Source organism: Bradyrhizobium huanghuaihaiense (assembly GCF_007830635.1).
Lineage (GTDB): Bacteria > Pseudomonadota > Alphaproteobacteria > Rhizobiales > Xanthobacteraceae > Bradyrhizobium > Bradyrhizobium huanghuaihaiense.
Map to the genome: position 1 here is coordinate 36,917 of NZ_VLLA01000005.1, position 15,945 is coordinate 52,861.

Consider the following 15,945-nt stretch of genomic DNA (forward strand, 5'->3'; position numbering starts at 1 on the left):
TTGCTTCGCTGCGCTCGCAATGACGAGGAGGTTGTGGCACCCACCGCTCAAACACTCGGTGTCATCGCCCGCGAAGGCGGGCGATCCAGTATTCCAGAGACGGTAGTGATCAAGCCGAGAAGCCGCGGCGTACTGGATGCCCCGCCTTCGCGGGGCATGACACCGTCATTGAGGCGAGCGCATTAAACCCAACGCGCAGCCGCGAGCGGAGTGACTAGCCCCCGCCCGGATAGTTCGGGGCTTCGCGCGTGATGGTGACGTCGTGGACGTGGCTTTCGCGCAGGCCCGCGCCGGTGATGCGGACGAACTGGGCCTTGTCGTGCAGCTCCTTCATGTCCTTGGCGCCGACATAGCCCATGGCGGCGCGCAGGCCGCCGGCGAGCTGGTGCATGACGTTGCCGACCGGGCCCTTGTAGGGCACCTGGCCCTCGATGCCTTCAGGCACGAGCTTGAGCGAGTCCTTGATGTCCTGCTGGAAGTAGCGGTCGGCCGAGCCGCGCGCCATCGCGCCGACCGAGCCCATGCCGCGATAGGCCTTGTAGGAACGGCCCTGCCACAGGAAGACTTCGCCCGGCGTCTCGTCGGTGCCGGCGAGCAGCGAGCCGACCATGGCGATGTCGGCGCCGGCGGCGAGCGCCTTGGCGAGATCGCCGGAGAACTTGATGCCGCCGTCGGCGATGACGGGAATGTCGGACTTCTTTGCAGCTTCCACTGCGTCCATGATCGCGGTGAGCTGGGGAACGCCGACGCCGGCGACGATGCGCGTGGTGCAGATCGAGCCCGGGCCGATGCCGACCTTGATGCAATCCGCGCCGGAATCGATCAGCGCCTGCGCGCCCTCCGAGGTCGCGACGTTGCCGGCGACGACCTGCACCGAGTTGGACAGACGCTTGATGCGGTTCACCGCATGCAGCACGTGGCGGGAATGGCCGTGCGCGGTGTCGACGACGACGAGATCGACGCCGGCATCGATCAGGCGTTCGGTGCGCTCAAAGCCGGTGTCGCCGACCGTGGTCGCGGCGGCGACGCGCAGGCGGCCCTGCGCGTCCTTGCAGGCGAGCGGATGGGCGACCGCCTTCTCCATGTCCTTCACGGTGATGAGGCCGACGCAGCGATACTGCTCGTCGACGACGAGCAGCTTCTCGATGCGATGCTGGTGCAGCATCCGCCGCGCTTCGTCCTGGCTGACGTTCTCGCGCACCGTGACGAGGCCCTCATGCGTCATCAGCTCGGAGACTTTTTGCCGGCGGTCGGTGGCAAAGCGCACGTCGCGGTTGGTGAGGATGCCGACCAGCTTGCCCGGCGTGGTCTTGCTCGCGCCGGTGACGACGGGAATGCCGGAGATGCCGTGATCGCTCATCAGCTTGAGCGCGTCGTCGAGGCTGGCTTCGGGGCTGATGGTGAGCGGGTTCACCACCATGCCCGACTCATAGCGCTTGACCTGCCGGACCTGGGCGGCCTGCCCCTCGGGATCGAAATTGCGGTGGATGACGCCGAGGCCGCCGGCCTGCGCCATGGCGATCGCCATGCGGGCCTCGGTGACGGTGTCCATCGCGGAGGCCATGATCGGGATGTTGAGCGGAATGGCGCGGGTGACGCGCGAGCGGATGTCGACCTCGCCCGGCATGACGTCCGAAAGGCCCGGCTTCAACAGCACGTCGTCGAACGTAAAGGCTTCGCGGATGCCTTGAAGTTGCACCGTGGCCATCTGCCAACTCCTTCCTGCGGCCCTGCCGCAAATAGCTATGGATGAGCGCCGCCCTCGGCGTACCTTGCGGCATCGCCTTGAGAATCGGAGCCCATCGGTGGGGTTGACGCGGGTCGATAGCACGCCCGCGTGACGAATCAAAGCAATTCGAGCTGCTGGCCAGCCATGCACAGGCTTTTTTAGGGTAAATTCGGCGTGGATAGCCCCAGCGCGACCCACCCGCCGTCGTTCCGAGGGCGCGACGAAGTTGCGAGCCCGGAATGACGAGGCCGAGGGTCACACCGTTGTTACGCGGGATTTAGGTGCTATGCGTCGATCCGCAATGGTCCCGGCCGGGTGGCAGTGATAAGCCGCAAGTCTCGCCCATTCTTCCGATTTTCATTACCAATCCGTCATGGTCGACAAGCAACGCATCATTCCGCTGATCGTGGCCACTGCTCTCTTCATGGAGAACATGGATTCGACTGTCATCGCCACCTCGCTGCCGGCGATTGCGGCCGACATCGGCACCAGCCCGCTGACGCTGAAGCTCGCGATCACCTCGTACCTGCTGTCGCTCGCGGTGTTCATTCCCGCGAGCGGCTGGACCGCCGACCGCTTCGGCGCGCGGATGGTGTTCGCGATCGCCGTCGGCGTGTTCATGGTCGGCTCGGTCGGCTGCGCGCTCTCGACCTCGGTCACCGATTTCGTGTTCGCGCGCATCCTGCAGGGCATGGGAGGGGCGATGATGACGCCGGTCGGTCGCCTCGTGCTGCTGCGCTCGGTCGACAAGAGCGCGCTGGTCAACGCCATGGCCTGGGTGACGGTCCCTGCCCTGATCGGCCCGGTGATCGGGCCACCGCTCGGCGGTTTCATCACGACCTACGCGTCCTGGCACTGGATCTTCCTGATCAACATCCCGATCGGGCTGCTCGGCATCTTCATGGCCTTGAAGTTCATCGATCCGATCAAGAGCGAGACGCAGGAGCCGTTCGATCTCTACGGCATGGTGCTCGCCGGCATCGGCCTTGCCGGCATCGCGTTCGGTCTCTCGGTGGCCGGACTCAACCTCCTGCCCTGGAGCACGGTGGCCGCCCTCGTCGTGGGCGGCGCGATCTCGATGACGCTCTATGTCCTGCACGCGCGGCGGACGGGGTCGCCGGTGCTGGACTTCTCGCTGCTCAAGCTGCCGACGCTGCGCGCGGCGATTCTCGGCGGCTTCCTGTTCCGTCTCGGCATCGGCGCGCTGCCGTTCCTGCTGCCGCTCCTGATGCAGATCGGCTTCGGCCTGTCGCCGTTCCATTCCGGCCTCGTCACCTTCGCCTCCTCGCTGGGGGCCATGGGCATGAAGACGCTGGCGGCGCGGATCATCCGCACCTTCGGCTTCCGCAATTTGATGACGGTGAACGCCATCATCAGCGCCTTCTTCCTCGGCGTCTGCGCGCTGTTCACCGTGACGACCCCGCTGCTGATCATCATGGTGATCCTGGTGGTCGGCGGCTTCTTCCGCTCGCTCGAGTTCACCGCCATCAACACGGTCGCCTATGCCGATGTGGAAGGCCCGCAGATGAGCCGTGCCACCACGCTGGTCAGCGTCAACCAGCAGCTCGCGGTCTCCGCCGGCGTCGCCGTCGGCGCGGCCTCGGTGGAAACGACGATGTGGCTCAGCCATGTCAGCGAGCTCAACGCCGCCGTGTTTATGCCAGCCTTCGTCGTGATCGCGCTGACCTCGGCGACCTCGAGCTGGTTCTTCTGGCAGATGCCCGCCGATGCCGGCCACGAGATCTCCGGCCGCAAGGCGGTGGAGATCGCGAGCCGCAAGGGCGCCGGCAAGGGTGCGGAGAAGGCCGCCGTGAAGGCGGCGACGGAAGATACGCAGGACGTGCGGGATCAGCGGCTGGGGTGATTCCGGCGCTACTATTTCGAGCGAATGACGCCTGACCGGATCAGGACGGCGTATTTCTTAGTCTCTTCAGCAATGAGCTTCGTAAATTGTGCGGGCGAGCCTTGAATCGGGCTGGCGCCAAGCTCCATGATCTTCGCCCTGATGGCGATGTCGCTGAGTGCCTCATTGATCGTTCCGTTGAGTCGATCGACGATGGCCTCAGGCGTGCCTCTTGGTGCAACTATCCCGAACCAAGATCCGGCCTGATAACCTTGAACAGTATCCGCCGCGATCGGGACGTCGGGCAGATTCTCGGACCGGACTGACGAAGTAACGGCCAGGGGAACGAGTTTGCCGGCCTTTATGTGGCCGATAGAGGACGGCATGGGATCGAACATCGCGTCGATTCGTCCTGCCAGGAGATCTTCCAGTGCAGGCGTCGACCCCAGATAGGGCACGAGTGTCAGGTCGACAGCGGCCATCGATCCGAACAGCTCAATTCCAACGTGCTGCGGCGTACCGAGGCCTGCAAAACCCACCCTGAGTTTTCCTGGATTTTGCTTCGCGTAATTGATGAACTCCCCAACTGTCCGGACTGGAACGGAAGGACTCACTTCGATGACAAGCGGGACGCGATATAGACCGCCAACCGCAACGACGTCGCGGCCAAAATCGAAGTCGAGATGATCGAACAACGTCGCGTTGATCGTGTTGACGGGACCGCAAACGAGGAGCGTGTATCCGTCGGGTGCAGCCCGAACCACGGACCTGGTCGCGACGTTTCCGCTTTCACCTGGAACATTATCCACGCTGAACGGCTGGCCCAGCCGCTCCGACAGCCAGGGAGCGATAAGCCGGCCGGCTATGTCGACCGGGCCTCCCGCGGGAAATCCCACGACAACGCGGCTCCCGCGAGAAGGGTAAGCCTGAGGCGTGGCCATCGCCGGCAAAACCGATGTCGCGATTGCCGCCAATGCTGAACAAAATAGGCGCCGTCTCTGCGTGTCCATGTCACGGTCCTTCACTGCCATGAACAGCCCAATAGCTCGGGAGCGCCTGTTGAGCTATGATATGCCAACGTCGATTATGATACCTATAAGGTATGGCATGGATCTCAGGCACCTTCGCTATTTCGTCATGGTTGCAGAGGAAGGGCATATCACGCGAGCAGCAGAGCGGCTCGATATGCAGCAGCCCCCGCTCAGCCGGCAAATCAGCCGGATGGAAAGAGAACTCAAAGTTCAACTCTTCCGGAGGTTGCCGCGGGGGGTAAGTCTGACAAGTGCAGGACAGGCTCTTTTCTCTGAGGCCAAGGCAATCCTGTCACGGCTCGATCACGCCGTCGAAACGGCGCAACGCGCGGCACGCGGCGAGCAGGGAACGCTCTGCGTCGGCGTCGCACCAACTGCCCCCTTCAACCCGCTTGTACCGCTTGCCATCCGATCCTTTCGCGAAACCTTCCCGCTCGTTTCCCTGATTTTGCAGGAAGGATTGAGCAACGAAATCGTCGGCCAGTTCGAGCGAGAGCAGATGGACGTCGCATTCGTTCGCGCGCGACAAATTCACGCGGAAGGCGTCTCGGTTGCCTTGCTTCAGGAAGAGCCTCTGGTCGTAGCACTCCCGAGCCGTCACACACTGGCAAAGACAAGGACAAAACCTCTTCAACTCAGGAGCTTGTCAAATGACTCATTCATCATGATCGGACCGCCTGGTACCGGCTTGTATGACGAGACCATCGCGGCCTGCAGGGCAGCCGGATTTGTTCCGCGTCTCGGGCAGCCGGCGCCGCGAATTACCTCGACCTTGGGTCTTGTTGCGGCGGGACTCGGAATTGCGCTCGTGCCCTCGACACTGCAAAGCGCCCGCATGACCGGCGTCGTATACCGGCGCCTGCAAAACCCTACTCCGAAAGCATTTCTCGGACTGGCGTGGCGGCGAAGCAATCCGTCACCGATCCTCAGGAACTTCCTGAGCCTGGTGCGAGGCATGGCCGAGCGGCACCCAGGCCCCTGAGCATCGCCGAGCAGCAAAAACCGCAAACGAATGTTCGAGAGCGTGACGGTTCGGCGCTATTCGTTCACCGCACCCCGAAACCCCGTCGCCAGCACGTAGCGCTCCGACGAATCCTGCCGGCTTGCCGCCGGCTTCACATGCCGCACCGTTGCAAAGTCGCGCTTGAGCTGGGCGAGCAGATCGGCGTCGGCGCCGCTCTGGAACGTCTTGGCCAGGAACGTACCGCCGGGCTTGAGCACGTCGCAGGCAAACGCAGCCGCGGTCTCGACCAGGCCGACGATGCGGAGCTGGTCGGTCTTGCGGTGGCCGGTGGTGTTGGCGGCCATGTCGGACATCACGACGTCGGCGCCGCCGCCCAGCATCGCGGTGAGCTTTTCGGGCGCGTCGTTGTCCATGAAGTCGAGCTGGGCGAAATCGACGCCGGGGATCTCGGGCATTTCCAACAGGTCAATCGCGACGACCTTGCCCTTGCCTTCCACGGATCCGACACGCTTGGCGGCGATCTGGCTCCAGCCGCCGGGCGCAGCACCGAGGTCGACCACGGCCATGCCGGGCTTCAAGAGCCGGAACTTGTCGTCCATCTCAAGCAGCTTGAACGCGGCGCGCGAGCGATAGCCCGCCGCCTTGGCTTTGGCGACATAGGGATCGTTGAGCTGCCGCTCCAGCCACAGCTTCGACGACAGCTTGCGCTTGCCGCCGGTCTTGACCTGGACGTGCAAGCGGCCGGTGGTGTCTTTCGCCATTCTCACCAGCTCCTGAGCGCGCCGTCCTCGCGCATCATCTCGACCAGCATGCCCTCGCGCAAGCCCCGGTCGGCGACGCGCAGGCGCGGCAGCGGAAAGGCGTGCCTGATGGCGTCGAGGATCGCGCAGCCTGCCAGCACGAGGTCGGCACGCTCGACGCTGATGCAGCTGTTGTTGGCGCGCTCCTCGTAGCTCATGCCGAGCAGCTTGTTGATGGTCGCGGTGATGTCGGAATCGTTCATCCAGATGCTGTCGATGCGGCGGCGGTCGTAGCGCGGCAGATTGAGATGGATGCCGGCGAGCGTCGTCACCGTGCCCGACGTGCCGAGCAGATGCATCTCGGTGAGGTCGCGGCCGTGCTCCTCCGCGAACGGCGCAACGTGGCTGGCGACCTCTCGCTCCATCGCGGCATAGATGTCAGGCGTCACGTCGCGGCCGCCGAACTGCTCGGCAAGCGTGACCACGCCATACGGGATCGACATCCAGGCTTTTATGCGGGGCTCCGGATTGGCGGGATCGCGCTCGATCCGCACCAGCTCGGTCGAGCCACCGCCGATGTCGAACAGGATGGCGCCGCGTCCCCTGGGGTCGACCAGCGGCGAGCAGCCGAGCACGGCGAGCGCGGCCTCGGTCTCGCGGTCGATCACCTCGAGCTCGATGCCGGTCTCGGCCGCGACGCGGCTGCGGAACCCCTCCGCATTCGCCGCCGCGCGGCAGGCTTCGGTGGCGATCAGCCGCAACCGCCGCGCCTTGCGCAGATTGATCTTGTCGCGGCAGATGCTGAGCGCCGCAATCGCGCGCTCGATCGCGGCCTCGCTGATCGAGCCGGTCGCCGAGACCCCCTCGCCGAGCCGGATGATGCGCGAGAAGGAATCGACCACGCGAAAGCCGTCCTGGGTCGGACAGGCGATCAGCAGCCTGCAATTGTTGGTGCCAAGGTCCAGCGCCGCGTAGACGCCGGTTCCCGGCACCTGCACGGGGACGGCAGGCTCAGTGGCCAACGCCACCGCCGCCATCGACCCCTCCAGCTCACCGTGCGGCGCATGGCCGTCGCGGAGCCGCGTGTGGTCATTCATACAAACTGTCTTTCCGCGGCCGGTCGGGCCGATCTGGAATTGCTTTTTCGCCTGAAACATTAGCAGCGCGGCAGGCCTGCGCAACATCGCATCACATAGGACCATGCCCATTCGTGCGTTGTCGTGAACGGGTCCGTGGGCTATCTGAAGGGGGTCCGGCCCCCTCCAGGCGCCCCGCGAAATCGCGCATTTGCCGGCTTTTCAGGTCGATTCCATGCAAGAACACACCAAATCGTCCACGCTCGAAAACGCTATTGCACTGCAAAAATACGGTGTCGGTCAGCCCGTCCGCCGCAAGGAAGACGACACCCTGGTCCGCGGCAAGGGCCGTTACACCGACGATTTCAACCTGCCCGGCCAGGCCTATGCCGTGGTCGTGCGCTCGACCCACGCCCATGGCGTCATCCGCGGCATCGGCCTTGATGCCGCCAAGGCGATGCCGGGCGTGCTGGGGGTGTGGACCGGCAAGGACCTCGACGCCGCCGGCTATGGTCCCTTCACCTGCGGCCTGCCGCTGAAGAGCCGTGACGGCTCGCCGCTGCTCCAGACCAACCGCCAGCCGCTGGCGACCGACAAGGTCCGCTTCGTCGGCGATCCCGTCGCCTTCGTGGTGGCGGAGACGCTGGCTCAGGCGCGCGACGCAGCCGAGGCCGTCGAGCTCGACATCGAGCCGCTGCCGGCGGTGACGGACCCTGAGGAAGCCGCCCAGCCCGGCGCGCCGCAGCTCTACGACCACATCCCGAACAATGTCGCGCTCGACTACCACTATGGCGACATGGACAAGGTCAATGCGGCCTTCGCTGGCGCCGCCCACGTCACCACGATCGACATCGAGAACACCCGCGTTGCGGTGGTCTCGATGGAGCCGCGCGTTGGGCTGGCCTCCTACGACAAGAAGACCGAGCGCTACACGCTTCAGGTGCCGACGCAGGGCGTCGCAGGCAACCGCGCCAACCTCGCCAAGAACCTGAAAGTGCCGAACGAGAAGGTGCGCATCCTCACCGCCAATGTCGGCGGCTCCTTCGGTATGAAGAACATCAACTATCCCGAATACATGTGCATCCTGTACGCGGCGAAGGCACTGGGACGTCCGGTGAAGTGGCTCGACGAGCGCTCCACCAGCTTCCTCTCCGACAGCCACGGCCGCGCGCAGAAGATCCATGCCGAGCTCGCGCTCGATGCCGAGGGGCATTTCCTCGCGGCAAAGCTGTCCGGCTACGGCAATCTCGGCGCCTACATCACCGGCGTCGCGCCGGGCCCACTCTCGCTCAACACCGGCAAGAATTTCTCCAGCGTCTACCGTACGCCGCTGATGGGCGTCGACATCAAGACGGTGCTGACCAACACCACGCTGATGGGCGCCTATCGCGGCGCCGGCCGGCCCGAGGCGAACTACTACATGGAGCGGCTGATCGACCGCGCCGCTGACGAGATGGGCATCAATCGCCTGACACTGCGCAAGCGCAACTTCATCAAGCAGACCCAGATGCCGTTCGCGGCGTCCTCCGGCGTCACCTATGACAGCGGCGACTTCCAGGCCGTGTTCAGCAAGGCGCTCGACATCTCCGATCACGAGAATTTTGCCAAGCGCAAGAAGGAGAGCAAGAAGGCCGGCAAGCTGCGCGGCATCGCCGTCGGCTCCTATCTCGAGGTCACCGCGCCGCCGAGCCCTGAGCTCGGCAAGATCGTGTTCGACGCTGACGGCACCGTGCAGCTCATCACCGGCACGCTCGATTACGGTCAGGGCCATGCCACGCCGTTCGCGCAGGTCCTGTGCGAGCAGCTAGGGGTGCCCTTCGAGAGCGTGAAGCTGGTGCAGGGCGACAGCGACATCGTCCACACCGGCAACGGCACCGGCGGCTCGCGCTCGATCATGGCCAGCGGCCAGGCCATCGTGGGGGCCGCAAAGCTCGTCATCGAAAAAGGCAAGCGCGCGGCCGCGCACATGCTGGAAGCGTCCGAAGCCGACATCGAGTTCGCCGACGGCAGCTTTACGATCGCCGGCACCGACCGCAGCATCGACATCATGGAGCTCGCCAAGAAGCTGCATGACGGCAAGGTGCCGGATGGCGTGCCCGACTCGCTCGACGTCGACCACACCAGCGAGCCGGTCGCCTCCGCATTCCCGAACGGCTGCCACGTCGCCGAGGTCGAGATCGACCCGGAGACCGGCGTGGTGCAGATCGTGCGCTACAGCGCCGTCAACGATTTCGGCACGGTGATCAATCCGCTGCTGGTCGCAGGCCAGCTCCACGGCGGCGTGGTCCAGGGCATCGGCCAGGCGCTGATGGAGCATGTCCGCTACGACGAGAGCGGCCAGCCGATCACGGGCTCGCTGATGGACTACGCCCTGCCCCGCGCCGAGGACGTGCCCTTCATGGCGGTCGGCGACCACCCCGTGCCCGCCACGACCAACCCGCTCGGCAGCAAGGGCTGCGGCGAAGCCGGCTGCGCCGGCAGCCTGTCGACCGTGGTGAACGCCGTGCTCGACGCCCTCTCCGACTACGGCATCAAGCACATCGACATGCCGCTGACCCCGGAACGGGTGTGGCGCGCGATCCAGGATGCGAAGGGCCAGGCGGCCTAGGGGAGCTCCGCGACCGTGGCAACGCCGGGGGCTTCGACTGGCATTTCGAAAGCGATCACTTGATCGCCGTTTCGGCGGCGATCAACTCTTTTCCGTCCGTGGTCGCGATCGTCAGCCGTATCTTTTCCCCGCTGCGGCCGTCGGCAATCGCTGCCGAGATGCGATTTCCGTTGTTCGGATCGGCGCTCACGACCCCGCTGAACAGAGCCGTGTCACCCTGTTTCAACGTGACAAGCAACGGGATGGCCGGTTCGATGCTGAAGAACTCGACAACGGCGCGAGACGCCTCGGCCGAGAAATTGATCAGGATTTTCTCGTTTGCATGCGTCACGTTGCTCATGCCGACGGTCGGGCTGTAGGTTTCCGGAATCGACACCTCACTGCGTGCGGGAAAGTCTGTGCTGTGGAAGAACTGGTCCGACACGCCCGCCCATAACTCGACATACGGCCGCCACTCGTTCGGATCCTTCCGGGCATCGGTTTCGCCGGTGAGCGACGGAAATCCCCACGTCCACATTTTCAAGCCCCGCGTGAGGGTATTGTCCGCAATGCGAATAATTCCTTCTGCATTGTCATGGTTGATGACGCCCCAGAAATTCCCGCCCTGCATATCTGGTGCAGCATAGGCGATGCCCATCGTTGGCCAATTCTTGAAGTACCGCAGGTTTTCAAAGCGCCGCCTGCCCATACCCGCGCTCTCGTCGCCGTCTGCCAGATTGGTCGACCAGGCAGGCGTCGTGTAAGTTCGGATCGGCGCGATGATTTCGGCGCCGCCCGTTGTCCTGGGATTTTTCGGCTCCGATCCCGGAGCGAGCGTCGTGCACGTCCAGTACTCGTATTGGACAGCCTCGTCGTTCGGATTCTTCAGCACCACGCGCGCATCGAGCGCGGCACGATCGGCCTTCAGTGTAACGTAGTAGTTCGCCTCGATGCCGGTCGCGCCCCTGAACTTGCTGGGCCGCGCGGAATAGTCGAAGTCATCCTGGAACGACATCACGACCGTGACTTCGTCGGCGCCCTCCTTCACCACCCGAAAAGCCCACGGCTTCAGCCACGTCTTGCCGTGCTCGGCATCCGGGAACGTGGGGAAGATTCCGCCGTACACCATCAGCCAGTCGTAGTAGAAATTTCCGGCCTTCATGCCGTAAGGCACTCCGACTTCCGTTCGATAAAGCTGCTCGTGGCCAGTCGGCTTGTAGACCATGGAAAGAATACGCCCTCCGAATTCGGGCACGAGCGTTACCTTCAGATACCGGTTCTCAAGCACGTAGGATTTGAAACTGTGTTCGACGATCATGCTTTTGTCGAGCGACCCGCTGACAAAGCCATTCTCCGCATCGACGGCGAACTTGACGGTGCTCCACGTCGTCGTCTGCTCGCTGAGCGACACGCTATCGGGCACCGGTGCGGCAGCATGCACGACACAAAGCGCATGGAGCGACAAAAGGAGCGCTATTCCGAAACAAACGAGGGCACGCAAGGAAACCTCAACTGGTATTCAGGCCGCCGCCTGCTCGCGCGGCTGGTAGATTGCGGTGTGTTGGCAGTGGGCGAGCGCCGTGGTGCCGTTGGCGACGACCAGCGCGTCGAGCTCGACGAAGCGGTGGCCCTTCTTCTCGTAGTTCGCCGTGACCTTCGCGCGCGCGGTGATCTCGTCGCCGGCGCGTACAGGCGACAGCAGCTGCATACGGCTGCCGACGTGTATCCACGGACCCAAAATGGTGTTGTCGACGAGGACGCGGTTCATGACCCGCTGGATCAGGCCGGGATGGCCGACGTGCTCGCGCGCGAAGATCGGGTCGGTCTCCCTGATGTCGGCGAGATACTCGCTCGCCGCCTGACCGGCCCAGCGGCGCGGCGCCGTTCCGAGCCACTTGCCGGTCTCGAAGGTGGCGGGGCTGACCGGCTTGCGCTCGGCGATCGCGGGGACTTCGACATAGTCACTCAGCGATATCGCTGGCAGGGCTGCCGGCAGCGACGCAGTCCCGGTGGCACAGAGCGTGGTGCGGCTGAACACCTCGATCGTCAGCAGGCCATTGTGCTCGGTGGCGTCGACATCGGCAGCCTCGCCGTCATAGACCGGCTTGATAAAGCGTGCCTCGACCAGCCCGCGGCTTAGGAAGTCGCGGCCCCAGCGCGCCACCGGAACGTGCATCATATAGGCGAAGACATCGACGCCCGGGACCAGCCCGCCCTCGAAGCCGAAGCGGCGGGCCACCGTGTCGTCGTGCATCTTGTTTTCGGACTGTTTTGCGGTGTTGTGGGCCTCGACACGGTAGGTTTCGAGCCGGTTCGGCATGGCTGGCCTTCCCAAATTTCTTGTTGTTTCGGGCCCGATCGTAGGGTCCGGGGAACAGCGGTCAATCCCCTCGCCTTTGCGGCCCGAATGGGGTACCACGCGGCGGAATGACCGAGACCCCCACCCGCATCTATGTCGACGCCGACGCCTGTCCGGTGAAGGACGAAATCTACCGCGTCGCGATCCGGCACGGCGTGCCCGTGAGCGTGGTCGCCGGCAATTTCATCCGCGTGCCGCAGGACCCGCTGATCGAGCGCATCGCGGCCGGCGCCGGCATGGACGCGGCCGACGACTGGATCGCCGACCGGGCCAAGCCCGGCGACGTCGTCGTGACATCAGACATTCCGCTGGCGAGCCGCTGCGTGAAGGCTGGGGCCGACGTGATCGCCCCGAACGGCAAGCCGTTCACCGAGGAGTCGATCGGGATGACGCTGGCGGTGCGCAACCTGATGACGGATCTGCGCTCCGCGGGCGAAGTCACCGGCGGCCCACGCTCGTTCTCGCCGCGCGACCGTTCCGCCTTCCTTTCGGCGCTCGACCAGACGCTGCGCCGGATCCAGCGCCGCCGCACTGACGCGGCCGCAACGACCCAGAATTTGAGTCAAGGCTGATCATGGCGCCGCCGCTGATCCAACTGAAAGACATCAGGCTGACCTTTGGCGGCACACCACTGCTGTCGGGCGTCGAGCTCAATGTCGCGCCAGGCGAGCGCGTCTGCCTGATCGGCCGCAACGGCTCGGGCAAGTCGACGCTGCTCAGAATCGCGGCGGGCCTCGTCGAGCCCGACGGCGGCACGCGCTTCGTGCAGCCCGGCGCGACCGTCCGCTATCTGCCGCAGGAGCCTGATTTCGGCGACCACAAGACCACGCTCGCCTATGTCGAAGCGGGGCTCGCGCCGGGCGACGACCATCATCAGGCGCGCTACCTCCTCGAGCAGCTCGGCCTCACTGGCGAGGAGAACCCGCACAATCTTTCCGGCGGCGAGGCGCGTCGCGCCGCGCTCGCCTGCGTGCTGGCACCCTCGCCCGACATATTGCTGCTGGACGAGCCCACCAACCATCTCGACCTCTCCACCATCGAGTGGCTGGAGCAGGAGCTCGACAGCCGACGCAGCGCGCTGGTGCTGATCAGCCACGACCGCCGCTTCCTCACCAATCTCTCGCGCACGACGGCCTGGCTCGACCGCGGCAGGATCAAGCAGATCGACCGCGGCTTTGCCTCGTTCGAGGCCTGGCGCGACGAGGTGCTCGCGGAAGAGGAGCGCGACCAGCACAAGCTCGACCGCAAGATCGTCGACGAGGAGCACTGGCTGCGCCACGGCGTCTCGGGCCGGCGCAAGCGCAACGTCAAGCGGCTCGCCAATCTTCACGAGCTACGCGCCCAGCGCCGCAACTATCGTGGCACCGCCGGCACCGCCAGTCTCGCGGCGGCGGAAGCCGAGCAATCCGGCAAGCTGGTGATCGAGGCCAAGGGCATCACCAAGGCCTATGGCGAGAGGAAAATCGTCGAGAACTTTTCGACCCGCATCCAGCGCGGCGACCGGCTCGGCATCATCGGCCCGAACGGCGCCGGCAAAACCACGCTGGTCAATCTGCTCACCGGCGGCGCGCAGCCGGATTCCGGCATCGTGCGGTTGGGGGCCAATCTGGAGACGGCCACGCTCGACCAGCATCGGGAAAGCCTCGATCCCAAGTCGACGCTGGCCGAGGCCCTGACCGGTGGCCGTGGCGATCAGATCATGGTCGGCGGCAGGCCCAAGCATGTCGTCGGCTACATGAAGGACTTCCTCTTCGCGCAGGAGCAGCGCGGCACACCGGTGGAGGTGCTCTCCGGCGGCGAGCGTGGCCGCCTGATGCTGGCGCGCGCGCTGGCAAAGCCCTCGAATCTTCTGGTGCTGGACGAGCCGACCAACGATCTCGATCTCGAGACGCTCGACGTGCTCGAGGAGATGCTCGGCGACTACGACGGCACCGTCATCCTGATCAGCCATGACCGCGACTTCCTCGACCGCGTCGTCACCTCCGTGATCGCGCCTGAGGGCAACGGCAAGTGGATCGAATATGCCGGCGGCTACAGCGACATGCTGAGCCAGCGCGGTGCGGATTTGAAGCGCGAGACGGCGAAGGCGCAACCGGCTGCGGAGAAGAAAGAGGAGCGCGCCGCTGCTCCGTCGTCGGCGCCGAAACGGAAGCTGAGCTTCAACGAGAAGCACGCGCTGGAAACCTTGCCGAAGAAGATGGAAACGCTTCACGCCGATATTGCAACATTGCAGCGCGTGCTCGACGATCCCAACCTCTACGCCAAGGATCGCAAGAAATTCGACGACACCTCGGCCGCCATCGCAAAGGCGCATGATGAACTGTCTGCCGCCGAAGAGCGCTGGCTCGAACTCGAAATGCTTCGCGAAGAGATAGAACAGGCTTAACTTGTAGGATGGGTAGAGCGCAGCGAAACCCATCGCACAAAGGGATCGGGTTACTGATGGGTTTCGCTTCGCTCTACCCATCCTACGGGTCCGAAAACAGAGAGATCACATGACCACTTCCCTCGCCGCAAAAATCGCCCGTGAATACGGCACGCCCTGCGCCGTGATCGATATGGACAGGGTCGAGCGCAACATCGCGCGCATCCAGAAAGCCTGCGACGACGCCGGCATCGCCAACCGTCCCCACATCAAGACGCACAAGAACCCGACCATCGCCAAGATGCAGGTCGCGGCGGGCGCCAAGGGCATCACCTGCCAGAAGATCGGCGAGGCCGAGATCATGGCCAATGCCGGCATCGACGACATCCTGATCAGCTACAACCTGCTGGGCGAGGAGAAGATGGCGCGTCTCGGCGCGCTGAATGCCAAGACCAACATGACGGTGGCGGCCGACAATTCGACTGTCGTTGCCGGTCTGCCGAAGGCCGCCGCGGCCTCGGGCCGTCCGCTCTCGGTCGTCGTCGAATGCGACACGGGGCGCAAGCGCGCCGGTGTCGAGACGCCGGCCGAGGCGATTGCGCTGGCGCGCGAGATCGCCGCGTCCAAGGGATTGGAGTTTGCCGGCTTCATGCTCTACCCGACCGAGACCGGCTGGGCTGACGCGCAAAAATTCTACGACGAGGCGCTGGCCGGCGTGCGCGCGCATGGGCTCGACGCAAAGATCGTCTCGACCGGCGGCACGCCGAACCTCGTCAATATCGGTAAGCTCAAGGGCGGCACCGAGCATCGCTTCGGCACCTACATCTACAACGACCGCATGCAGGTCGCGGCCGGATCGGCCACCTGGGACGACTGCGCGCTGCACATCTATTCGACCGTGGTCAGCCGCGCCGCGCCCGAGCGCGGCATTCTCGATGCCGGCTCGAAGACTCTGACCACCGACACCGGCGGCCTCGACGGCCACGGCCTGATCCTGGAGCATCCCGAGGCCAAGATCGCGAAATTCGCCGAGGAGCACGGCTTCCTCGACCTCTCCCGCAGCAACACGCGCCCGAATGTCGGCGACGTCGTCCGCATCGTGCCGAACCACGTCTGCGTCGTCGTCAACATGATGGACGAGGTCGTGATGGTGCGCGGCGAGGAGATCATCGGCACGCTGCCGGTGGCGGCACGCGGGAAGTTGCGGTAGGCGGTTCCGCTCCCACGGCCGTCATTGCGAGGAGCTCTTGC

The 15,945-nt window shown here is 64.8% G+C and carries 12 protein-coding genes; 6 read left to right on the forward strand and 6 right to left on the reverse strand.

Going from position 1 to position 15,945, the window contains the following annotated elements; all coding sequences use genetic code 11:
* Window positions 1-214: 214 nt before the first annotated feature.
* Window positions 215-1,708 (reverse strand): IMP dehydrogenase, encoded by a 1,494-nt coding sequence (gene guaB / locus IQ16_RS12925; protein ID WP_018645777.1) that lies wholly within the window; start codon window positions 1,706-1,708, stop codon window positions 215-217.
* A 394-nt stretch (window positions 1,709-2,102) separates the two neighbouring features.
* Between guaB and IQ16_RS12930 the strand changes: the two genes are divergently transcribed.
* A complete protein-coding gene (locus tag IQ16_RS12930) occupies window positions 2,103-3,593 on the forward strand; it encodes an MFS transporter (RefSeq protein ID WP_018645776.1) in 1,491 nt (496 codons plus the stop codon).
* Between the two features lie 11 nt (window positions 3,594-3,604).
* Here the strand turns inward: IQ16_RS12930 and IQ16_RS12935 are convergent, their stop codons facing one another.
* Window positions 3,605-4,603, reverse strand: a complete 999-nt coding sequence (locus IQ16_RS12935) for a Bug family tripartite tricarboxylate transporter substrate binding protein (RefSeq protein WP_145831496.1) — start codon at window positions 4,601-4,603, stop codon at window positions 3,605-3,607.
* Window positions 4,604-4,679: 76 nt separating this feature from the next.
* On the opposite strand from IQ16_RS12935, the gene IQ16_RS12940 reads away from it, so the two are divergent.
* Entirely contained in the window at window positions 4,680-5,585 is a 906-nt protein-coding gene (locus tag IQ16_RS12940) for a LysR substrate-binding domain-containing protein (RefSeq protein ID WP_026312429.1), read from the forward strand.
* 56 nt (window positions 5,586-5,641) lie between these two features.
* Here IQ16_RS12940 and IQ16_RS12945 read toward each other — a convergent pair whose 3' ends face one another.
* On the reverse strand, window positions 5,642-6,328 hold the full coding sequence (locus tag IQ16_RS12945; protein ID WP_018645771.1) for an RlmE family RNA methyltransferase: 687 nt from the start codon (window positions 6,326-6,328) through the stop codon (window positions 5,642-5,644).
* A gap of 2 nt (window positions 6,329-6,330) precedes the next feature.
* On the reverse strand, window positions 6,331-7,404 hold the full coding sequence (locus tag IQ16_RS12950) for a Ppx/GppA phosphatase family protein (RefSeq protein ID WP_026312428.1): 1,074 nt from the start codon (window positions 7,402-7,404) through the stop codon (window positions 6,331-6,333).
* A 214-nt stretch (window positions 7,405-7,618) separates the two neighbouring features.
* Here IQ16_RS12950 and IQ16_RS12955 point away from each other — a divergent pair, with 214 nt between their 5' ends.
* Window positions 7,619-9,991 carry a xanthine dehydrogenase family protein molybdopterin-binding subunit gene (locus IQ16_RS12955; RefSeq protein ID WP_018645767.1) on the forward strand — a complete coding sequence of 791 codons (2,373 nt, stop codon included), beginning with the start codon at window positions 7,619-7,621 and terminating at the stop codon, window positions 9,989-9,991.
* Window positions 9,992-10,046: 55 nt separating this feature from the next.
* Here the strand turns inward: IQ16_RS12955 and IQ16_RS12960 are convergent, their stop codons facing one another.
* Complete coding sequence (locus IQ16_RS12960) at window positions 10,047-11,471, reverse strand: DUF5107 domain-containing protein (RefSeq protein ID WP_145831497.1); 1,425 nt, start codon at window positions 11,469-11,471, stop codon at window positions 10,047-10,049.
* Between the two features lie 18 nt (window positions 11,472-11,489).
* A complete protein-coding gene (locus tag IQ16_RS12965) occupies window positions 11,490-12,290 on the reverse strand; it encodes a MaoC family dehydratase N-terminal domain-containing protein (protein WP_018645764.1) in 801 nt (266 codons plus the stop codon).
* Window positions 12,291-12,397: 107 nt separating this feature from the next.
* On the opposite strand from IQ16_RS12965, the gene IQ16_RS12970 reads away from it, so the two are divergent.
* From IQ16_RS12970 to IQ16_RS12980, 3 genes are all read left to right on the forward strand, one after another.
* On the forward strand, window positions 12,398-12,901 hold the full coding sequence (locus tag IQ16_RS12970; RefSeq protein WP_018645763.1) for a YaiI/YqxD family protein: 504 nt from the start codon (window positions 12,398-12,400) through the stop codon (window positions 12,899-12,901).
* A 2-nt stretch (window positions 12,902-12,903) separates the two neighbouring features.
* A complete protein-coding gene (locus IQ16_RS12975; RefSeq protein ID WP_018645762.1) occupies window positions 12,904-14,715 on the forward strand; it encodes an ABC-F family ATP-binding cassette domain-containing protein in 1,812 nt (603 codons plus the stop codon).
* Between the two features lie 109 nt (window positions 14,716-14,824).
* The gene (locus IQ16_RS12980) at window positions 14,825-15,904 is read left to right on the forward strand and encodes a D-TA family PLP-dependent enzyme (RefSeq protein WP_018645761.1); all 1,080 of its coding nucleotides are present in this window, start codon (window positions 14,825-14,827) and stop codon (window positions 15,902-15,904) included.
* Window positions 15,905-15,945 lie beyond the last annotated feature (41 nt).